Origin of the sequence: Pleomorphomonas koreensis DSM 23070 (assembly GCF_000425185.1) — a bacterium.
Classification (GTDB): domain Bacteria; phylum Pseudomonadota; class Alphaproteobacteria; order Rhizobiales; family Pleomorphomonadaceae; genus Pleomorphomonas; species Pleomorphomonas koreensis.
The window spans coordinates 23934-44667 of the sequence record NZ_AULH01000001.1; the positions used below are offsets into that span (position 1 = coordinate 23934).

A 20734-nucleotide genomic window follows, 5' to 3' on the forward strand; every position below is an offset into this window, starting at 1 on the left:
GACACCTGGTATTCCAGATTTGTGTAGCAAAACTTCGTTTTGAGAGGTGGGAATGGCCACTCATTTCGTGATCCGGATACAGGCGGCTCTCGAAGCGGGTGAACTGTCCCGCGGAGAGCGACTGGTGGCGCAATTTGTCCTGGCCGCGCCGGAGGAGGCGATGCGCCTGTCGCTGGCCAGGCTGGCGGAAGCGGTCGGGGTCAGCGAGCCGACGGTGCTGCGCTGCTGCCGCAAGCTCGGCTGCGACAGTTTGCAGGAGTTTCGCATCAAGATGGCCGGCGCCGAGGCGATCGGCCTGCCGGCGACCCACGCCGAAATTCAGCCGGGCAGTTCGGTGGGCGAGATCGCCGCCCGCGTTCTCGACTTCTCCGTCAGCAATCTCGACAACCTCAGGCGCCAGATCGACGTCGGAGCCCTGGAGCGGGTCGTCAAGCTTATGGCCGGCGCCCGATCGCTGCATTTCTGGGGGAACGGCGCTTCCGGCATCGTTGCCCGCGATGCCCAGCAGAAATTTCCGCTGTTCGGCATTCCCTGCGTCGCCGAGACCGACAGCCACCAGATTCTGATCAACGCCGCCTCGCTGTCGTCCGCGGACGTGGTGGTCGTCTTCTCCAACACCGGCCGCAACGCCACCATGAAGCCGTCGATCGACGCGGCACGCGCCAACGGCGCGGCGGTGGTGGTGGTTGCCTCCTCGGCCGAGGCGCCGCTCGCCCGGTCGGCCGACGTCGTGCTCTGCGTGCCGACCCTCGACAACACCGACATCTACACGCCGACCATCTCGCGTATCGCCGCCCTCTGCATCGTCGACATCCTGTCCATTGCCACGGCGCAGATGCGAGGCGCCGCCGGCGCCTTGAAGATCAAGTCCATGAAAGAGGCGATCATCCGCAATTTTCGGGGCGAAACCTCCCCCGGGACTGAAGAAACGAATCCGGAGAATTCCTGATGTCTGCCATTGCAAGCCGTTTTGCGCGCCTTATCGACCTGAGCGCTGTCCAGGCGATCAACTCCGAACGCGACGTCCGTGAGGTCGCCGCCTACGCCCTCGAACGGGACATCATCGCCGTCCACGTGCTGCCCTGCTGGGTGCCGCTGCTTCGCGATCTGCTGCCCAAGGGCGGGTCGACGCTGGTCGGCGCGCCGATCGGCTTCCCGAGCGGCGCCCACGTCACCGACATCAAGGTGGCCGAGGCCCGCCGCCTGGTGGCCGACGGCGCCGAGGAAGTGGACATGGTGATGTGCATCGCCAAGGCGCTGAGCGGCGACTTCGCCTATGTCGGCGCCGACATCCGCGCCGTCGCCGAGGCGGTGGCGCCGACGCCGATCAAGGTGATCTTCGAATGCCATCACCTCGACGAGGCGACCATCCGGCGCTGCTGCGACATTGCCATCGACAACGGTACCAGGTGGATCAAGACGGCGACCGGCTGGGCGCCGACCGGCGCCACGGTGGCCAACCTCACCATCATTGCCGACCAGGTGCGTGACCGCGTCGGCCTCAAGGCGGCCGGCGGCGTCAGGACGCTGGAAGATGTCCGGGCGTTCTACCGCCTCGGCGTGCGCCGCTTCGGCATGAGCCTTTCGGCTGCTCGTTCCCTGCTCGAACACCTCGACGCGAAGCCGGAATCCTTCCCCGAACTGGCCGGCACCTGACAGATCACTGGGAGAGCAAGATGAAATACAAGACCGTTCCGGCCCTGCCCGACGCTCGCATTTCGACCATCGGCTTTGGCTGCTGGTCGCTGGGGGCCGGGTCCGGCTGGCGCGATTCCGACGACGCGGAATCGATCGCCACCGTGCACAAGGCCATCGACTGCGGCGTCACCTTCTTCGACACGGCGCCGGTCTACGGCTTCCACGGCTCGGAGACGCTGCTCGGCAAGGCGCTGGCGGGACGGCGCGACCAGATCTTCCTGGCGAGCAAGTGCGGCCTTCTCTGGGACGACAGCCGTACCACGCGGCGCGATCTGTCCTACCAGGCCGTCATCGCCGATGTGGAAGGCTCGCTCGGCCGCCTCGGGACCGACCACCTCGACCTCCTGCAACTGCACTGGCCCGACCACGCGACGCCGCTTGAGGAGACGGCGCGGGCGCTGCGGCGGTTGCTCGACGAGGGCAAGATCGGCGCGGTCGGCGTCACCAACTACTCGGTCGCCGACACGCTGGCGCTGGCAAGGCTCGTTCCGGTGAGCACCTATCAGGGGCTCTACAACATGCTGGAACGCAACACCGACAGCTATCACGCCATTCCCCTGGAGTATCAGGCCGAGCGCGAGATCCTGCCGCTCTGCCTTGAAAGAGGCATGGCCTTCCTGCCCTACAGCCCGCTGTTCCAGGGCCTCCTGACCGGCCGCTTCAACGCCGACAGCAAATTCGGCTCCAACGACATCCGCTCGGCCAATCCCAAGCTGGCCGGCGACGGCTACCGCCGCTACGTCGCCGTCGTCGACGAGCTGAGGCCGATCGCCCGTGAGGCCGGCGTCAGCATGACGCACCTGGCGCTCGCCTGGCTCTGCCGCAATCCGGCCGTCACCTCGGTCCTCTGCGGCGCCCACCGGCCCGACCAGATCGCCGACAACGCCGCGGCGGCCGACGTCGAGCTGTCCGAGACAACTCTCAACGATATCAGGGAGGTGCTGGAGACCAACAACCTTTAGGACCGTTTGGAGGAACGTCAAAAACTTGCGCCGGCACGCCGATCGGCGGTCGGCATCCACCTGGGAGGATAACATGAGGAAGTTCATCGTAGGCTTGTGCGCCGCCACCGCGCTGGCGCTGGTCACCGGCTCGGCCTTCGCCAAGGATCCGATCGAGGTCGCCGTCATCATCAAGGCCACCAATTCGGAGTTCTGGCAGGCGGTGCTGGTCGGCGCCCAGAACTACGCCAAGGAGCACGAGGGCGTCACCGTCACCACCAACGGCCCGCCGTCGGAGGCCGACATCGACCAGCAGGTGTCGATTCTCGAAGATACCGTGTCGCGCGGGCCGGCCGGCATCGTCATCTCCTCGACCAGCTCGGAAGCCACCGTGCCGGCCATCGAGCGGGCGATGGACCAGGGCATTCCGGTGGTCACCATCGACAACCGCGTCAAGACCGACAAGGTCACCTCGTTCCTCGCCACCGATAACGTCGCCGGCGGCAAGATGGCGGCCAAGCAGATGGTCGAAGAGCTGAAGGCGGCCGGCAAGCCGCTCACCGGCAAGGTCGCGCTGATCAGCTCGATGGCCGGCGTGCAGGTGCTGATCGACCGCGACAGCGGCTTCGAGCAGGGCCTCAAGGAATACGCCCCCGACCTGACGCTGATGCCGGCGCGCTACGTCAACAACGACATCTTCACCGCCGTCAACACGGCGCAGGATCTCGTGCTGTCCAATCCGGACCTGGTCGGCGTCTTCGCCGACAACAACACCACCGGCAGCGGCGTCGCCAAGGTGCTGGGCGAGACGGGCAAGCAGGACGCCATCGTCGCCATTGCCTTCGATTCCGATCCGCAGGAAGTCGAGGCGCTGCGCGCCGGCACGCTGAAGGCGCTGGTGGTGCAGGACCCCTACGGCATGGGCTACAAGGGCGTCGACAGCGTCGTCAAGGCGCTCGCCGGCGAGAAGCTGCCCGCCTATGTCGACACCGGCGCCAGCATCGTCACCAAGGCCAACATGGAAGAGGAGGCCTACAAGAACCTTCTCGATCCGCTGGGCCGCGCCATCAAGTGACCAGGCAGCGAGGCCGGCGTGTCAGCGCCGGCCTCGACATACACGCGTTGACGCAAGACCGGGGCGCATGGAGGAGAGCGGTCATGGCCGAGTTGATCGCCGCAAGCGGTATTTCAAAGGCATTTCCGGGGGTTCGCGCCCTTGATCAGGTGGATTTCGTCCTCAAGCCCGGCGAGGTTCATGCGCTGGTCGGCGAGAACGGCGCCGGCAAGTCGACGCTGATCAAGATCCTGATGGGCGTCTACCGCCGGGATTCCGGCAGCTTCACCGTCAAGGGGCGCGACATCCACGACTTCAGCCCGCAGGCGGCGCAGGCGAGCGGCATGGCCGCCGTCTACCAGGATATCTCGCTCGCCCGCACGCTGACGGTGGGGGAGAACTTCTTCCTCGGCCACATGCCGACCGGCCGCTGGGGCACCATCGACTGGACTGCCGCCTACGACCGCTGCGGCGCCCTCCTCAGGGAACTCGGCCTGGACGACATCGATCCGCGCGCGCCGCTCAGCAGCCTGTCGGTCGCCAAGCAGGAGATGGTGGCCATCGCCAAGCCGGTGTTCGAGAACGCCGACATCCTGGTGTTCGACGAGCCGACGGCGCTGCTCGCCGCTGAGGAGACGGAGCTGCTGTTCTCGATCATCCGGCGGCTGAAGGCCGAGGGCAAGGGCATCATCTACATCTCCCACCGCATGGAGGAGATCTTCGCCATCTGCGACAGCGTCACCGTGCTGAAAGACGGCCGCCACGTCCGCACCATGCCGGTCGCCGACACCAATCCCGACGATCTGGTGCGGCTGATGGTCGGCCGGTCGATGGAGGACATGTACACCATCAAGCGCGCGCGGCCCGGCGAGGTGGCGCTGAAGGTCGACGGCCTGACGCGCGAGCCGCGCTTTCGCGATATCAGCTTCGACGTCCGCCACGGCGAGATATTCGGCCTGTTCGGTCTGGTCGGTTCGGGGCGCACGGAAATCATGCGGGCGATCTTCGGCGCCGATGCCTTCGACCGCGGAGAAATCCACCTCGACGGCAAGCCGGTGCGCTTCACCCATCCCAGCCAGGCGATTGCCGCCGGCATCGGCTTCATGAGCGAGGACCGCAAGAACCAGTCGATCGCCCTGCCGCTGTCGGTGCGGACCAACATCAATCTCGCCCACTATCCGGCCATCTCGCCGTTCGGCGTCATCGACCGGACCGCGGAGCGGGACGCGGCGCGCACCTACGTCGACCGGCTGGCGATCAAGACGCCGTCCGATGCGGTGGCCATTCGCAACCTCAGCGGCGGCAATCAGCAGAAGGTCGTCCTCGGCAAGAATCTGGCAGCCAAGTCGCGGATTCTGGTCTGCGACGAGCCGACCATCGGCGTCGACGTCGGCGCCAAGAGCGAGATCTACAAGATCTTCGAAAAGCTGACGGAAGGAGGCGTCGCCATTCTCATGGTGTCCTCCTACCTGCCGGAAATCATGGGTTTGGCCGACCGGATCCTGGTCATCTACGAGGGGCGGCCGATGGCGATCGTCGACCGTTCCGACTTTGACGAAGAGAAGCTGGTTCGCCTGGCTTCCGGACTTCAGGCCTGAGACGCGTGAGCGGAGGAAATGACTGTGGCAGACAAACTCGAAATCGCGGCGCGCCCGGGGATTGCCGCGCTCGGCAGGTTCAGGATCGGCACCAGCGCCACGCTCATGGCGATCGTCGTGGTGCTGTTCGCCTTCCTGAGCATGACCTCGGCCGTCTTCCCGACGCCGGAGAACCTCTCCAATCTCCTGAGGCAGACGTCGATCAACGGCATCATCGCGCTCGGCATGCTGATGGTGATCATCACCGCCGGCATCGACCTCAGCGTCGGCGCGGTGGTGGCCATCGCCGGCATCGTCAACGCGCTGATGCTGCAGGCCGGCGTCTCGATGTGGCTCAGCATCCCGCTGACCATCCTGATCGGCGCCTCGATCGGCGTGTTCAACGGCATCCTGGTGCACGAGGTGTCGATCACCCCGTTCATCGCCACGCTGGGCACGCTGACCATCGTCCGCGGTCTGGTGATGATCATGTCGGGCGCCCGCATGGTGGCCAACCTGCCCAAGGAATTCGGCCAGATCGCCTCCGGCAGCGTGTTCGGCATTCCCAGCATGTTCATCATCTGGATGGTGCTGTTCGCGGTGACGGTGTTCCTGCTCAACTACACCCAGCTCGGCCGCAACTTCTTCATCATCGGATCGAGCAGGGAAGTGGCGCGGCTCTCCGGCATCCGCCTGCGGCCGAACATCTACGCCGTCTACGGCCTGTCGAGCGCCTATGCGGCGCTGGCCGGCATCCTCCTGAGTTCGCGCCTCAGCATGGGCGTGCCGACGGCCGGCATCTCCTACGAACTCGACGCCATCGCCGCGGTGGTGATCGGCGGCGGCAGCCTGTTCGGAGCGGCCGGCAGCGCCATCGGCGCCGTGCTCGGGGCGATCATCATGCAGACCATCCGCAACGGCGGCAACCTGCTCGGCATCGACCCCTTTGCCTTGCAGGTGATCATCGGCGCGCTGATCCTGATCGCCGTCGGCATCGACCAGATTCGCGTCCGCAAGGCCGAGAAGGGCTGACCTCCGTCACCGGAAGCTGGACACGGCCCATGGGCCGTGTTCCGATGGGCAGGATTGACATGGTGGAGACGCGCGTGGGCATCAAGGGCGATATCGCCAGTATCGGAGAATGCATGGTGGAGCTGGCGCCGGCCGGCGGCGGGCTGTTCCAGCAGGGGTTTGCTGGCGACACCCTGAACACGGCCTGGTATCTCAGGGCCTTGCTGCCGAGGGAAACGCGAAAGGTGCGCTACGTCTCGGCCGTCGGCACCGACGCAATATCCGGGGCCATGCTGGCCTTTCTCGCCGATCATGGCATCGACACCGGATCGATTGCCCGTCTGCCGGATCGCACCGTCGGCCTCTACCTGATCACGCTCGACGGCGCCGAGCGGTCGTTCTCATACTGGCGCTCGGTGTCGGCGGCCCGGCAGCTCGCGGCCGATCAGGCCCGGTTGACGGCGGCGCTCGATGGCGTGGCGGTCGCCTATCTCTCGGGCATCACGCTGGCAATCCTCGATCCCGAGAGCCGGGGGCGGCTGTTCGAAGTGCTGTCGGATCTGCGCCGGCGCGGCGGCGCGATCGTCTTCGATCCCAACATCAGACCCCGCCTCTGGGACAGCGCCGCGACCATGGCCGAGGTCATCACCGAGGGCTACAGGGCCTCGACCATCGCCCTGCCGACCTTTCCCGACGATGCCGCCCTCTATGGCGACGCGTCGCCGCACGAGACCGCGCGGCGCATCGCCGATCTCGGAGTTCGCGAGATCGCGGTGAAGGACGGAGGCAACCCGGCGCTGGTCTGGGTTGACGGCACCCCGGCCATGGTTCCGCCTTCTCCCGTCGCGCGTGCCGTTGATACCACCGGGGCCGGCGACAGCTTCAACGGCGGCTATCTGGCGGCACGCGTCGCCGGGCGCTCTCCGCTCGAGGCGGCACGGCTTGGCCACGCAGTGGCGGGCCGCGTCATCTGCGAGCGCGGCGCGCTCGCCCCCATGCCCCTGTTTGCCGACCTGATGGTCGGCTGATCCCGTTCGTTACAAGGAAGTGCTGCCATGGTCGATCTTGCTGCTCTGACCGGTGTCCTGACCCGCGCCCCGGTGGTGCCGGTGCTGATCATCGACCGGCTCGCCGATGCCGGGCCGCTCGGAAGCGCCCTGGTGCGCGGCGGCCTACCGGCGCTGGAGGTCACCTTGCGGACGCCGGTCGCGCTCGAGGCCATCCGGGCGATGGCCGACATCCCCGGCGGCGTGGTGGGGGCGGGAACCGTGCTCGACGCCGGGCAGGCCAAGGCGGCGGTCGAGGCGGGGGCGAAGTTCCTGGTAAGCCCCGGCGCGACGCCGACGCTGATCGACGCGGCGCATGCCCTCGGCGTACCGCTGCTGCCGGGCGTCGCCACGGCATCGGAGGCGATGGCGGCGCGCGAGCGCGGGCTCCGGCTGCTGAAATTCTTCCCGGCCGGTCCGGCCGGCGGCCCCGCCTATCTCAAGGCGTTGGCCTCGCCGCTTCAGGATATCCGCTTCTGCCCGACCGGCGGCGTCGGCCCCGAAAATGCCCTCGACTATCTGTCGCTTCCCAATGTCATCTGCGTCGGCGGCTCGTGGGTCGCCCCAGGCGACGCCGTCAGGGCCGGAGACTGGACAAGGATCGAAAGCCTCGCCCGCGGTGCCGCCGCGTTGCGCGGCTGATCCAGCCCGTGAATCGACAGCCTTCGCCTGGCGGCCAGCCGCCTCAGCCTGGTCGGCGAATGCTCTGGCGGGACGCTTGACAGAGAAATGTTGCGCCAAAGGCGAAGCGTGCCGATTGCCCGCCGGACGGCTCGCCGGCGCGCGCCTCGGCACCTCTGATTTCGATCTGCCTTGGTGGCTGGCGCGTCGGCGAATGAGGCTGGGCGCACGAGGCCGGCCGTCCATGACGTCAAGGACCGTTTGCCCCATCCGGAGGGGCGAAGCCGGTTTCTCTCGTAAAATACTTTGTAAAAAATCTGATGTTTCTGATTTCAACGGTGGCGCAAGGCACCCGTGGAATCAATCAAACTGCGGCGTGGGCCGGGCGTCGCCCTCGATTGCCGCAACAATCTTGGCGAAAGCATCGCCTGGGACGAACGGGCTGGCCGTTTGTGGTGGGCGAACATCCATGCCGGTGAGGTATAGAGCTGGACCCCGTTCGGACCGGATGCCCCCGAGGTCTTCACCATCGGCGATCGGGTCGGGCAATCGGCTTGCCAGCGGGTAACGCTCTGGTTCCGGCGCTCGAAAAGGGATTTGCCTTTTGCGATCCGAGGCCAGGCGTCTTGCAGCCCATCGGCGACGTTGAAACGGACTTGCCGACCACCCGGCTCAACGATGGCCGGATCGACCCGGCGGGCCGCTTTCTGTGTGGCGGCATGGACGAGGCAGTGCCCCAACGGCATATCTCCGCCGTCTACTCGCTCGATCCGGACGGCACCATCAAGCGTCGCATCGGTGGCGTTGCCTGTGCCAACTCCATCTGCTGGAGCCCCGACGGCCGGACGCTTTATTTTGCCAACATGCCGCTTCGCCGTATCGACGCCTGCGATTACGACGTCGCCAGCGGTGAGATATCCAGTCCTCATCTCTTCGCCTCGCGGGAAGGCGAGCCGGGTCTTGCCGACGGGTTCGGCCGTCGACGCGGAGGGGTATCTCTCGAACGCCCAGTTAGGCGGCGGCAAGCTGGTTCGCTGCGCGCCGGATGCAGGCCGTATTGCGTCGCTCGGACGGCGGAACTTCCATGCCGCGGCGCGGGCAGCCTTCGCGGTGATCACCACCGGCGACCAGCGCTTCTAAGGCACCCCGATCCTCCGCAAGGGAGCGATTGCGCCCTGAAGGCAGAACACTCCTGCGCCAACGAGTTGGTTTTGACCGCGCGCGGGTTGTCAGTCTGAAGAAATACCCTATGGCTGCAACATTGCCCATCGCCGAGACGGATCGTGACCGGCACAACTGAATCCGATGTGGACAGAATGGCCACTGCAAAGCTCATGACGGACATTGCCGAGCCCCCGGTCGAGCCTATTACCCTCGAAACCCTTGCGGGCCGCTATTGGATGCCCTGAGCGCCGACGTGTTGTCCGGCCGCCTGCGTCCCGGCCGGCGCGTCGATCTCGGCCACTACGCCACCATCTGGAACGTCTCGCTGACCCCGTTGCGCGACGCTGCAAAGCAGCTGGAGGTTCTGGGCTTCCTGAAGGTGTCATGCCACGGCGCGGCATCTTTGTCGCCGAGCTGACCGCCAGGGAAGTCAAGGATATCTTCGATCTGCGGATCGCCCTCGAAAGCATGGCGGTGAGACGGACGACGCCGCGTATTCCGCGCGCCGAAGTCGAACGCGTCCGCCAGCTCTATATCGAGGCCGGTGACGCTGAGAAACGTGATGAGCAGGACGAGTCGCTATCCAGGGTCGACCTTTTGATTCACAAGCTGGCGCTCGACTGCTGCGGCAATGCCCGCCTCCGGAAGATGATGGAGGACATCTGGGACCTCGCCGAATGGTGCCAGAACACCATTGCCTTGCGGCTCAACGAACCGTTCATGACCACCTTGCCCGAGCATCTGGCCATTTGCGATGCCATATTGTCCGGTAATCCCGAGGCCGCCTCCGACGCGATGTTCGATCATCTGGCCCTGACATCGGAGCGTATCCCGACGATTCTGCAACAGGAGAACCGGCAAGGCGGGGCTTGGTCCTGTTGCGGCAAGCGCAGGTGGTCGCCGGGCCTCAAGCGCCTGGCATCTCCGAGTCCGCGGCGGCGATGTCGCTGACGCTCTCGTCGTAGGTCAGGCTGACCCGTTCGATATGCCGCTTCAGGAGCGTCAGGCATGCCGGAAGGTCGCGTGCCCTGATCAGTTCGAGCATCTGATGATGCTCTTCGTCCGAGTGGCGGGTATGGTCCGGCTTGCGGGACAGGTGGGTTCTCAGCGCGGCCAGTTTCCCGACATACAGGGTGTAGGTGCTTTCCAGGTAGCCGTTGTCGCAGCATTCGAAGAAGACCTGGTGGTAGTCGGTGTCGGCGTTGAGATAAGCGCGCTCGTCATGGGCCGCGTGGGCTTTCTCCATGGCCTCGACGACGACGGCGAGCTTCCGGGCCAGTTCCTCGGGGTGCCGTTCGATGGCATGGCGCAGCGCGGCCTCTTCGAGGGCGTAGCGCAGTTCGCAGATTTCCCGGATCTCGCGAGCCGACAGCGTGAAGACGGTGACGCCGCGTTGCGGGTAGATGTTGACCAGCCCCTCCAGGCGGAGCTGGGCGAGAGCCTCGCGCACCGGGGTCTTGGAGACATTCAGCTTTTCTGCGAGCTGTCGCTCCGACAGCACCTCGCCGAGCCCGAAATCACCTTCGACGATGGCATGGCGAATACGGTTCGCCACTTCCTCGGCCATTGAGCGTGGACGCTCGATCGGGCGCATCATGTCTCCTTGGGATTGCTTCCCGCCGCGGTTGCCACCGACCCGATCTTGATGGAACAGCTCCTGGAAGCCCGTCAACAGAAATCTGGAACCGGCCGTCGGCGGCGACCGGTTGCCGGCTGGAAGGCTAGGCGGGATTCTGCGGCAGCCGGCGACGAAGTCGCGGCCGCGACGCACCAGTTCCCCGACCGTCATGCGCGGCGTATAGAGCGCCGAACCAAGCCCGAAGCCGTCGGCGCCCGCCTCAAGGTAGGGCTTCATCGTGCCGGGCGCGATGCCGCCGACTGGAAGCGGGCCCACCCGCCTCGGCAATGCGGCGCGCCAGGCCTTCACCACCGGGGGAGGGATCATCTCGGCGGGAAAGAGCTTGAGAAAGGTGGCGCCGGCCCCGAGGGCGGCAAAGGCCGAGTTCGCGGCAGGCGGCGGCGACGAGCGGGCTGAAGTTGGAGGCAACGATCAGCCGGCCACCGGCGGCCTGCACCTCTCGCATCTCCTCGGGACGCAATACCGTTCCCGCGCCGATGATGGCGTCGGCGCCGTATCGCTCGGCGGCGCGGCGAATGCTCACGAGGGCGTCGGGGCTGTTGAGCGGGATCTCCAGAATGCGGAATTCAGTGCCGATCAGCCCGCCGATCGCCGGCTCGGCCTCGTCCGGGTTATGCCTCTCAGAATGGCCACCAGCGGACAGGCGGCGATCGCCTGGGTCCAGGATTGCTCATGACAGCTTCGCCAGCCTCCCGATCTCGAAAAGGCCGCGCCGGGCCATGCCCGGTTCGGCCACGACGGCCCTGCGCCCGAACACCTCGAAGACAAGGCGATACCGCTCGGTCAGACGCCCCGGCCGATGATGGTCGGCCCGTCGACGGCCGAATGGGTGGCAAGCCCGGCTCTGACCCCGTCGCCGATCAGAAGGCCCGAGAGATAGTCGGGTACGGTATCGTCGGCCAGTTGCCTGAAAAGCACCAGCGTCCTGGCCGAGAAGGCGAGGGACAACACGCCTTGCGGTTCTCCAGGGCGGCCCGGACCCCCGCCTGGAAGGCCTCCGCGCGGAATGGGCCGTTCTCGGCGAGACGGCCGAGGATCGACTGGCCCCTCAGCAGAGCGAAGGCTTCCCCGGTCATGCAGGTGTCGAAGGCGCGGATTTCGCCATTCGCCGCCGGCACCCACTGTGGGTACCGGGCATCACGAACATGCCGCCCGGCAGGTCGCTCGCCGCGATATGGCCGACGAGCTCTGTCTCCTCGCCGCGCATGACGTCCGGTGTCGTGCCGGCGTCGAGGCGGGCGAGACCGGTCACGAAATGGATGGTGTGCCCGGATCGGGTCGTGAAGGGGGGCAGGTTATCGGCAAGCTGCCTGGCGGAGGCCGGAAGCGGCAGGTAGGGCGTCTCATGCCAGCCGTTGCGGCTGGTTAACATGCCCGATGCGATGACCTGTAGTCCCGGATAATCGACCAGCCACCCGCCGATCCCGGCATGAAAGACGTCCTCGAACCGGCCGTCGGCGACGGTCAGGATGCCGGAGGGAGCCGCTTTCTCGGCCACGACCGCGCCGTCGCCGGCCATCAGCCAGGCCCGGAACGAGCTGGTTCCCCAGTCCAGTCCGATCCGTTGCGGTGTCATGTTGCGTTTCCTCTTGGGGTACGCCGCTGCCCCGCCGTCGTTCCAGGCTGGTGGCAGCTGCCGTTCGTTGTCGCTCACCCGGTCGGAACCTCCTGATCGGCGGCTGCGATGTCGGCGACCTCGGCCGCGTAGGTCGACTTGGTGCGGCCAATGTGGCCCTCCAGCACGCTCATGCAGGCGGCGATCTCCCGCGTCCGCACCAGGTCGAGCATGCGGCAATGGTCCGCGAACGACCGCTCGGTATGGTGCGGCTTGCGGGCGAGGTGGGTGCGCAGCGCGGCGATCTTTCCGACGTGAAGGCTATAGGTGTCCTGCAAGTATAGATTGTCGCAACACTGGAAGAATACCTCGTGATAGGCGGTGTCGGCCGCGAGATAGCGGCGGTGGTCCGCTTCGGCCCGCGCCAGCCGCATCTCGTCCACCAGACGCGCCAGCCCGTCGGCGAGCTGGGCCGGATTGCGCTCGAGCGCATAGCGGAGAGCGGCCGACTCGAGTGCCTGCCGCAGTTCGCAGATGTCGCGGATCTCGCGGGCGGACAGGGTGAAGACCGTGGCGCCGCGCTGCGGATAGACCCGCACCAATCCCTCCATGCGCAATTGCGCAAGAGCCTCTCGAACCGGCGTTTTGGACACCCCCAGCCGGTCGGCCAGCTGCCGTTCCGAGATGGCCTCTCCCAGCCCGAGATCGCCATCGACGATGGCCCGGCGAATGCGGTCGGCCACCTCTTCAGCAAAGGACGGCGGCCTCTGGATCGGGCGCATCACGTTTCTCCCGTCTTACGGAAACGCCTCTTGACTGACGTCTGGCGTCTGGTGTGCCAGACATCAAGTGCCAGCTCAACAAGGTTTTGGAGCCGGTCCACCGGACTGCGGAGGGGCGGATGGAAGCGGAAGTGGCGGTTGCCTGTGCCAACCAGCACGGCGAGGGTGCCGTCTGGTCGGGCGAGCATGGCCTCGTCCTGTGGACCGACATCCAGGGCGAGCGGCTGTGGCGGCTCGATCCGGCCGGCGGCCGGGCGGCCGAGCATCCTCGTCGCGGCCGCCCGCCGGTCATGGAGCCGGACGAGCGCCGCCGCCGCGTACTCGGACGCTGCCGTCTTTGCCGAGCACGGCTATGCCGAGGCCGGTATCGAGGAGACCGCCGGGGCCTGCGGCATGTCGCGCAAGACCATCCACGCCCTTTGTCCGAGCAAGGAGGAACTGCTGTCGGCACCACTGGCGGCCGCCGTGCCGGCCGGCGAGGCGATCGAGACCTTCATCGGCGCCGATTTCGAGGAGTCCGTCAACCGCGTCATGGACCGCATCTGCGCGGCGGCGCTGGCGCCAGATCGCGCTGTTGCGCCTGGTCATCGCCGAGGCGCGTCTGGTGCCCGAACTCGCCGCCGTCTGTTACCGGAGCACCGTCAAGCGTGGCCGCCGCTTCCTCGCCGCCGAGCTGAACAGGCTGGGCGCCGCCTTCGGCCGGCCGGCCGACGACGCCGGGCAACTTGCCGACATCCTGTTCGGCGCTGCGGTGGCCGGTCCGCTGATCCGCGCCCTGGTGGGCGACGGCGCCACCCGTACGCCGGAGGATACCGTCCGCCGTACCCGGCGCGTTGTGGCGGCGCTGGCCCGCCCGCCGCCCGGCTGATGCTTCAGGCGCCCGCCGCGTAGAGGCGGGCGTAGCCGCCGCCGCGCATCAGCAGATCATCGTGGCTACCCTGCTCGGCGATGCCCTCGGCGTCGACGACGACGATGCGGTCGGCGTTGCGGATGGTGCTGAGCCGATGGGCGATCACCAGCGAGGTGCGGCCCTTGGCCAGCTCGGAGAGCGAGGCCTGGATCTCCCGCTCGGTTGCCGTATCAAGCGCCGACGTCGCCTCGTCGAGGATCAGGATCGGCGGATCCTTCAGGAACATGCGGGCGATGGCGATGCGCTGCTTCTGGCCGCCACTGAGCTTGACGCCGCGCTCGCCGACGATGGTGTCGAGCCCGTCGGAGAGGTCGGCGAGGAAGCCGCCGAGCTGCGCCCGCGCCGCGGCGGCGGCGATCTCCGCCTCCGAGGCGCCGAGCCGGCCGTAGGCGATGTTCTCGCGGATGGTGCCGCCGAACAGGAACACGTCCTGCTGCACGATGCCGATCTGCCGCCTCAGCGAGGCGACGGTCATGTCGCGGATATCGATGCCGTCGATGGTGATGGCGCCCTCCGTCACCTCGTAGAAGCGCGGCAAGAGCGAACAGAGCGTGGTCTTGCCGACCCCCGACGGGCCGACGAAGGCGACGGTCTCGCCGGCGGCGATGTCGAGGTCGATGCCGGCGAGCAACGGCTTGTCGCCGCCGTAGCTGAAGCCGACGCCCGAGAAGCGCACGTGGCCGGCAAACGGCGGCGCGGCGATGGCGCCCGGCCGGTCGGCGATGTCCGGCTCGGTGGCGAGGAAGCCGAGGTAGCGGCGGAAACCGGCGATGCCCTTCGGATAGGTCTCGATCACCGCGTTGATCTTCTCGACCGGCCGGAAGAACACGCCGACCAGCAGCAGGAAGCCGACGAAGCCGCCGGCCGTGAGATCGCCCATCAGCACCAGCCGGCTGCCGGCGATCAGCACCACCAGCTGCACGAGGCGCATCGACAGGAAGGACAGGGCGTTGGTGGCGGCCATCAGCCGGTAGGCGGCGAGCTTGGTGGTACGGTAGGCGGAGTTGTCGACCGCGAACAACCGCCGCTCGTGGTCCTCGTTGGCGAAGGCCTGGACGACGCGCATGCCGCCGACGTTCTCCTCGATGCGCACATTGAAGCCGGCGACGCGGCCGTAGAGCTGGTGCCAGTTGTCGGTCATGCGGCCGCCGTAGCGGGCGGTGATGAAGGCGACGGCCGGCACGATGGCGGCGGTGATCAGCGCCAGCTCGACATTGACGGAGAGCATCAACAGGAAGGCGCCGAAGAAGGTCATCACGGCGATGAACAGGTCCTCCGGCCCGTGATGGGCGATCTCGCCGATCTCCTCGAGGTCCTTGGTCAGCCGGGCGACCAGATGGCCGGACTTCTGGTTGTCGAAATACCGGAAGGAGAGCTTCTGCAGATGGTCGAAGCTGCGCCGCCTCAGCTCGGTCTCGATGTTGATGCCGAGCATGTGGCCGAAATAGACGACGATGGCGTTGAGACCGGCGCTGAGCAGGTAGACGACGAGCAGCGCCAGCGCTGCCACGACGATCAGCGTCCAGTCCGACGACGGCAACAGACGGTCGATGTAGAGCTTGACGGCCAGCGGAAAGCCGAGTTCCAGGAGGCCGGCGACCACGGCGCAGCCGAAGTCGAGCAGGAACAGGCCGCGATAGGGGCGATAATAGGAGAAGAAGGTTCTGAGCATGGGGCCGGGAGAATGCCCCATCCCGCTGCGAAGGAAAAGGCCCGACAAACTTCCGGCACGGCGGTGCAGGGCCGCCGTGCCGTCCAGGCGTGTCCTATGGCACCAGATGGCCGGCGGCGCGGAACAGCCGGTACCATTCCTCGCGACTGAGCGTCACGCCGGCGCCGGCCACCGATTCGCGGACGCGGTCGGGCCGCGTCGTGCCGAGCACCACCTGCATGTTGGCCGGGTGGCGGGTGATCCAGGCGACGGCGATGCCGGTCGGCGTCACGCCGTGGGCGGCGGCGATCTCGTCGAGCGCGTCGTTGAGCGGGCCGCAATTCTCGCGGTCGCCGACGAACGGGCCGTCGAAGAAGCCCTTCTGGAACGGCGACCAGGCCTGCAGCGTCATGCCCTCCTTGCGCGAGTAGTCGAGGAGGCCGAGCGTGCGGTCGACCGACTGCTCGAGGCCGGCCATGTTGATGGCGACGCCCTGGGCGATCAGCGGCGCGTGGGTGATCGAGAGCTGCACCTGGTTGACCAGCAGCGGCTGCTTCACCGCCGTCTTCAGGAGTTCGATCTGGCCGGGCGTCTGGTTGGAGACACCGAAGTGCCGCACCTTGCCGGACGACTGCAGCTTGTCGAAGGCCGAGGCGACCTCCTCCGGCTCGACCAGCGCGTCGGGCCGGTGCAGCAGCAGCACGTCGAGATAGTCGGTGCGGAGCGCCTTCAGCGAGCCGTCGACCGCCTCGAGGAGATGCGCCTCGGAGAAGTCGAAATAGCCCTTGCGGATGCCGGCCTTGCTCTGGATGACGATCTTCTCGCGCTCGGCCGGCGTCAGCTTCATCGCCTCGCCGAAGCGCTTCTCGCAGAGATGCAGCTCGCCGCCATAGATGTCGGCGTGGTCGATCATGTTGATGCCGGCGTCGATGGCGGTCTTGACCAGCGCGCGGATGTCGGCGTCGCTCATCTTGGCGATGCGCATCAGGCCGAGAATGACGGAGGACACCGAGAGGTCGCTTCGGGGGATCTGGTAGGTCTTCATGGCTTGCCTTCGTTCGGGAGCCGCCCGCGCGGCGGAAAGGGACGGATGGACGATGCGCTGCCGCCGGCCATCCGTCCAACAGATTGCGGAGATGCCGTCAATCTTCCGGGCAGATGAGCGGCCGGCTCAGTATTCCTTCTCGAAATAGACGCCGATCTTCGACTGCTCCTGCGTCGCCTCGGCCCGCGCCTTGACGTCGTCGGTGATGTCGAGGTTGACCGACACGCCGGTCTGACCGCCGGCGCCGGCCGTGACGCCGAGATAGACGCGCTCGCTGATGTAGCGGCCGGCCGTCACCGCCGCGTTGCCTTCGGCGTCGGTGGTGACGTCGAGGTCGTCGAGGCCGATGCCGGCCCTCAGCTTGTCGAGGAGACCGTTACTGCTGCCGCCGGCCAACTGCGTCACCGCCTCGGCCAGGAGAGCGATCTGCACCGGCGACAGGTCGGAGATCGAGCGCTTGAACAGGAAGCGGGCGAGGATCTCGTCCTGTGGCAGCTCCGGCGACGAGGTGAGCACGATGGTCGGGTCGGAGGCGTAGCCCTCGACGCTGGCGGTGACCGAGATCGATTCCGAGGTGCTGGTCGCCGACAGCCGGATATAGGGATCGAGGTCGCCTTGCAGCGTCACCTCGCCCTCGTCGAAGGTGATGCGCTGGCCGATCACCAGCACGCGGCCGCGGATCAGCTTGAAGCTGCCGACCGGCTGCACGTCGGCGAGCGTGCCGCGCACCGTGAGATGGCCGCCCAATTCGGCATCGATGCCGCGGCCGCGCACGAACAGCCCGCGCGGCGCGTCGACGGCGACATCGAGAGCAACGGAGAGACCGCCGCCCGCCTTCGCCCGGCCGCCGCCCGCCGCCTCCCCGATGTGGGCCAGCGTTGCCTTGACGCCGGGCGGCGGGTCGCGATGCCTGACGTCGAGCAGCGCGCCGGCCGCGCCGCCGCCCTCGGGCACGGTGATCTCGGCGCGGGCGATGTCCACCCGGCCGCTCACCGTCAGTCCGTCGGCCAGCGAGCCGCCGACGGCGAGCGCGGCGCCGAGGTCGGCGGTGACCATGCGGCCGTCGGTGACGCGCGCCTTGGTGGCGCTGACGCGGATGTCCACCGGCAGGCTGTCGGAGATGCCGATGCTGCCCTCGGCCGACAAGCGGCCGCCGCCCTTGACGGTGGCGGTCGCCCGTTCGATGCGGACGCGGTCGCCGGCCAGTTGCAGCGCCACGTCGATGGCGTCGAGCCGCATGGTGGTGATGGGGTCGGTGACCGAGGCGCCGCTCACCGTCACCCGGCCGGAGAGGTCGGGCGCGGCAAGGCTGCCGGCCGCCCGGATCGTCGCCTGCGCCGAGCCCGACAGGCGGATGCCGCGGCTGGCGACGAAGGGTTGCGCCAGCGCCAGCGGCAGGTCGGCGCGGGCATCCACGGCAAGGCCGGTGCCGGACAGCGGCACGACGCCCTTCGCCTCGGCGCCGAAGCCGGCCGGGCCGGTCAGCCTGGCCGAGGCGAGCGTCACCTTGTCGCCGTCGAGCCGGCCGGAGGCGGTGGCGGCGAACGGCCCGAGGCCGGCCAGCTGCGGCGCGGCGATGCCGCCGGCCTTCACCTCGAACCGGGTGCCGGCGCCCTCGGTCCTTGCCGTGCCGTCGACGCTGGCGACGCTGGCGGCCGGCGTGGTGATGCCCTTCACCGCGAAGCGGCCGTCGATCTTCGGCGCGCCCAGGAGGTCGGCGACGGCCGCCTCGACGTCGGCGGAGGCGATGCGGTTGCCGGCGACGGCGAGGCCGGTCGCCCGGCCGCTGACCTTGGCGCCCTGCTTGCCGGCCTCCGGAGCGAGCGTCACCTCGGCATCGAGCCGGCCGGCGACCTCGGTCAGCAGGAGCGGCGCCAGCGCCGTCAGATCGGGCGCCTTGACGGCGAGTTTGCCGGTCGTGAGACCATCGGCGGCGAGCGTCAGGTCGCCGGTGACGCGGCTGTCGGCGACGGTGAACGTGAGGTCGCGCAGGCTGTTGCTGTCGGCCGTGTGAGCAAGGCTGGCCGTCAGGGTCAGCGGCTGGCCCTTCAGCCGGCCGCCGCCATCGACGGTGCCGTTGAAATCGCCGCCGTCGAGCCGGCCCTTGAGGTCGACGCCGAGGCCGTCGAGGGCGTTGCCGGCAAGCGTCAGGCGGTCGGAGGAAAGCCGCGCCGTCACGTCGAGCGGACCGCCGCCGCCCTTCAGCGACAGCATGAGCCCGGCCGACCCTTGCGCCTTCGGCTCGACGCGGCCGACGTTGTCGACGGTCAGCGTCGCGGTGACGTCGGTATGGTCGAGCGCATACTGGCCGTCGGCGGTCAGCGTCAGCGCCGGGTTGGCGACGCGCAAGGCGCGGAACTTCAGCCCGTCGGTGTCGCGGGCGATGGCGCCGGTCAGCCGGGTCTGGCCGGTCAGCAGGCCGTCGAGCTGGGCTATGCCGGCCGAAAGGTCGCCGGCATTGCCGTCGAGGGTGAGATCGAAGGCGCCGGTCAGCGGCGTCAGCGTTCCCTCGGCGGCGATGTCGGCGCTGCCCTTGAGCGGCCGGCCGGCCAGGCCCGAGAACGGGGCGAGCGAGGCGGCTTTCAGCATCGGCCGCCCCTCGATGCGGCCGTCCTCCACCTTGCCGGCGAACGAGGCTTCGACGGTGGGGGTGGCGAGCTTCAGGGCGTCGATGGTGAGCGGCGCGCCGGCCATCCAGCGGCCGGAGCCGGAGAAGGTGGCTTCGCCGCCGACCGCCGCGCCGACCGCCGGGTCGGTGAAGGCGAGGCCGCGCGAGCCGCCGCTGAGCGTGAAGTCGACACGGCGTTTTGCAGGGTCGGCGAGGTCGGTGGCGCCGCCGCCGCCGGTGATCTCGATCGTCGCGGCGGTCAACTCCGGCGTCGTCAGCCTCTCGGCGGCGAGGTCGAGGCTCCAGCGGCCGGCGTCGCCGAAGGAGAAGCGGAAGCGGCCCTCGCCGAGGCGGGTCGGCGCGTCGGCGCCGCCGAGCGGCAGCGCGCCGTCGCGGGCGGCGAGCCGGCCGCCGAGGTCGATGGCGGTCGGAAAGCCGTCGGTGGCGAAGGCGGCCGAGCCGTTCAGCGTCAGCACCGGCGCGGCGAGCGCCAGCTTGTCGATGGTGACAGGGCCGGCGTCGGCGACGCGGCCGGCCAGTTCCAGCGTCGATCGGCCGGCGACATAGAGGGCGTAGTCGGGCTGCACCAGCGCCGCCAGATCGCCGTTGAGCGTGGCGCCGAACCGGTAGCCGTCGCTGTCGCGGCCGATGGTGGCGCGGCCGGACAGCCGGTCGACGCCGTCGGTGGCAAGACCGAGATCGGCGGCGAAATCGGCGAGCGGTCCCCCGCCCTTCACCTTCAACCCGACCGACGGGCGGCCGGGCAGGTCGATGAGACCGGCGATGACGCCGCCGGCCGGCTCCTGGACATCGAGGTCGATGTCGAGCCGCTTGCTTTCGGCGGCGTAGGCGGCCTTCAGCGTCGCCTCGCCCGGCCGGTCGTCGGTGCGACGGACGGCGAGGTCGGCGATGAGCGATCCGCCCTCGAGGCTGCCAGAGGCGTTGACGGTGAGCCGCGCTTCGGACCCGGTCACCGGCGCTCCGAGCACCACGTCGGGCACGGCGAGGCGGCCGATCTTCACGGCGACCGGCAGGTCCGGCAGGCTGAAGCCCTCGCTGGCCGCCGGGTCGACGGTCTCGGCCGGCAGCGGCTTGCGGCTCACCTCGATCCGCTCGGCGTCGAGACTGTCGACGTCGAGCCGGCCGCGCAGCAGCGCCAGACGGCTCCAGATCAGATGCACGCCCTCGATCTTCAGCCAGACGCCCTCGCGGTCGGCGACGGTGATCGACGACAGCCGGACATCCGACGACAGCGCGCCGTCAATGGCGCCGAGCGTGATCTTGCGGTCGGGCGTCGAGATCTTCTGTTCGACGAAGCGGACGAAGGCGCCCTTGTCGGCGCTGTCGTCGTCCTGGGCGCCGGCCAGCGTCAGCATCGCCGGCGCGGCGATCAGCGACAGCAGGACAAGGAGGGCGGCTCGGAGTTTCATGG

General features: G+C 68.2%; 18 protein-coding genes and 3 pseudogenes. 14 read left to right on the forward strand and 7 right to left on the reverse strand.

Going from position 1 to position 20734, the window contains the following annotated elements; genetic code table 11:
* Positions 1–52 precede the first annotated feature (52 nt).
* The 11 genes from H512_RS21890 to H512_RS0100165 all read left to right on the forward strand — a co-directional run bounded on the left by H512_RS21890 (position 53) and on the right by H512_RS0100165 (position 10063).
* Positions 53–949, forward strand: coding sequence for a MurR/RpiR family transcriptional regulator (locus tag H512_RS21890; RefSeq protein ID WP_084798218.1), 897 nt, complete (start codon positions 53–55; stop codon positions 947–949).
* The gene (gene deoC, locus H512_RS0100120; RefSeq protein ID WP_036789345.1) at positions 949–1656 is read left to right on the forward strand and encodes a deoxyribose-phosphate aldolase; all 708 of its coding nucleotides are present in this window, start codon (positions 949–951) and stop codon (positions 1654–1656) included. Before H512_RS21890 ends, deoC begins: the two co-directional genes overlap by 1 nt.
* A gap of 20 nt (positions 1657–1676) precedes the next feature.
* Entirely contained in the window at positions 1677–2660 is a 984-nt protein-coding gene (locus H512_RS0100125) for an aldo/keto reductase (protein ID WP_026781796.1), read from the forward strand.
* Between the two features lie 73 nt (positions 2661–2733).
* Entirely contained in the window at positions 2734–3714 is a 981-nt protein-coding gene (locus tag H512_RS0100130; RefSeq protein WP_026781797.1) for an ABC transporter substrate-binding protein, read from the forward strand.
* Positions 3715–3797: 83 nt separating this feature from the next.
* Positions 3798–5291: a sugar ABC transporter ATP-binding protein gene (locus tag H512_RS0100135; RefSeq protein ID WP_026781798.1), complete on the forward strand. Its 1494-nt coding sequence runs from the start codon at positions 3798–3800 to the stop codon at positions 5289–5291.
* A gap of 24 nt (positions 5292–5315) precedes the next feature.
* Positions 5316–6302, forward strand: a complete 987-nt coding sequence (locus tag H512_RS0100140) for an ABC transporter permease (protein WP_210162638.1) — start codon at positions 5316–5318, stop codon at positions 6300–6302.
* 74 nt (positions 6303–6376) lie between these two features.
* Complete coding sequence (locus H512_RS0100145) at positions 6377–7309, forward strand: sugar kinase (RefSeq protein WP_026781800.1); 933 nt, start codon at positions 6377–6379, stop codon at positions 7307–7309.
* 27 nt (positions 7310–7336) lie between these two features.
* Entirely contained in the window at positions 7337–7969 is a 633-nt protein-coding gene (gene eda / locus H512_RS0100150; protein ID WP_026781801.1) for a bifunctional 4-hydroxy-2-oxoglutarate aldolase/2-dehydro-3-deoxy-phosphogluconate aldolase, read from the forward strand.
* A 533-nt stretch (positions 7970–8502) separates the two neighbouring features.
* Positions 8503–9186: an SMP-30/gluconolactonase/LRE family protein gene (locus H512_RS26105; protein ID WP_169507104.1), complete on the forward strand. Its 684-nt coding sequence runs from the start codon at positions 8503–8505 to the stop codon at positions 9184–9186.
* A gap of 179 nt (positions 9187–9365) precedes the next feature.
* Positions 9366–9530: a hypothetical protein gene (locus tag H512_RS0100160; RefSeq protein WP_210162639.1), complete on the forward strand. Its 165-nt coding sequence runs from the start codon at positions 9366–9368 to the stop codon at positions 9528–9530.
* Positions 9497–10063 carry a GntR family transcriptional regulator gene (locus tag H512_RS0100165; RefSeq protein ID WP_026781804.1) on the forward strand — a complete coding sequence of 189 codons (567 nt, stop codon included), beginning with the start codon at positions 9497–9499 and terminating at the stop codon, positions 10061–10063. Before H512_RS0100160 ends, H512_RS0100165 begins: the two co-directional genes overlap by 34 nt.
* Here the strand turns inward: H512_RS0100165 and H512_RS0100170 are convergent.
* The 4 genes and pseudogenes from H512_RS0100170 to H512_RS0100185 all read right to left on the reverse strand — a co-directional run bounded on the left by H512_RS0100170 (position 10020) and on the right by H512_RS0100185 (position 13088).
* On the reverse strand, positions 10020–10967 hold the full coding sequence (locus tag H512_RS0100170; RefSeq protein ID WP_210162640.1) for a GntR family transcriptional regulator: 948 nt from the start codon (positions 10965–10967) through the stop codon (positions 10020–10022). The two genes, H512_RS0100165 and H512_RS0100170, sit on opposite strands and share 44 nt — an antisense overlap.
* Positions 10951–11418: a beta/alpha barrel domain-containing protein gene (locus tag H512_RS27825; protein ID WP_156899286.1), complete on the reverse strand. Its 468-nt coding sequence runs from the start codon at positions 11416–11418 to the stop codon at positions 10951–10953. The genes H512_RS0100170 and H512_RS27825 overlap by 17 nt, the downstream gene beginning before the upstream one ends.
* Positions 11419–11534: 116 nt before the next feature.
* Positions 11535–12327: pseudogene (locus H512_RS27830) on the reverse strand (2-dehydro-3-deoxygalactonokinase).
* 74 nt (positions 12328–12401) lie between these two features.
* Entirely contained in the window at positions 12402–13088 is a 687-nt protein-coding gene (locus tag H512_RS0100185) for a GntR family transcriptional regulator (RefSeq protein ID WP_026781807.1), read from the reverse strand.
* A gap of 119 nt (positions 13089–13207) precedes the next feature.
* Here H512_RS0100185 and H512_RS27835 point away from each other — a divergent pair.
* The 3 genes and pseudogenes from H512_RS27835 to H512_RS27525 form a co-directional block, all read left to right on the forward strand.
* Positions 13208–13354, forward strand: a pseudogene (locus H512_RS27835) (SMP-30/gluconolactonase/LRE family protein); the annotation flags it as partial.
* Positions 13353–13526, forward strand: a pseudogene (locus H512_RS27840) (TetR family transcriptional regulator); the annotation flags it as partial. The pseudogenes H512_RS27835 and H512_RS27840, both read left to right, overlap by 2 nt.
* A gap of 136 nt (positions 13527–13662) precedes the next feature.
* Positions 13663–13956 (forward strand): hypothetical protein, encoded by a 294-nt coding sequence (locus H512_RS27525; protein ID WP_026781809.1) that lies wholly within the window; start codon positions 13663–13665, stop codon positions 13954–13956.
* Positions 13957–13960: 4 nt separating this feature from the next.
* On the opposite strand, the gene H512_RS0100205 is transcribed toward H512_RS27525, so the two are convergent.
* From H512_RS0100205 to H512_RS0100215, 3 genes are all read right to left on the reverse strand, one after another.
* Entirely contained in the window at positions 13961–15670 is a 1710-nt protein-coding gene (locus H512_RS0100205) for an ABC transporter ATP-binding protein (protein WP_026781810.1), read from the reverse strand.
* A gap of 94 nt (positions 15671–15764) precedes the next feature.
* Positions 15765–16694 (reverse strand): aldo/keto reductase, encoded by a 930-nt coding sequence (locus tag H512_RS0100210; protein ID WP_026781811.1) that lies wholly within the window; start codon positions 16692–16694, stop codon positions 15765–15767.
* A 126-nt stretch (positions 16695–16820) separates the two neighbouring features.
* Positions 16821–20732 (reverse strand): translocation/assembly module TamB domain-containing protein, encoded by a 3912-nt coding sequence (locus H512_RS0100215; protein WP_026781812.1) that lies wholly within the window; start codon positions 20730–20732, stop codon positions 16821–16823.
* Positions 20733–20734 lie beyond the last annotated feature (2 nt).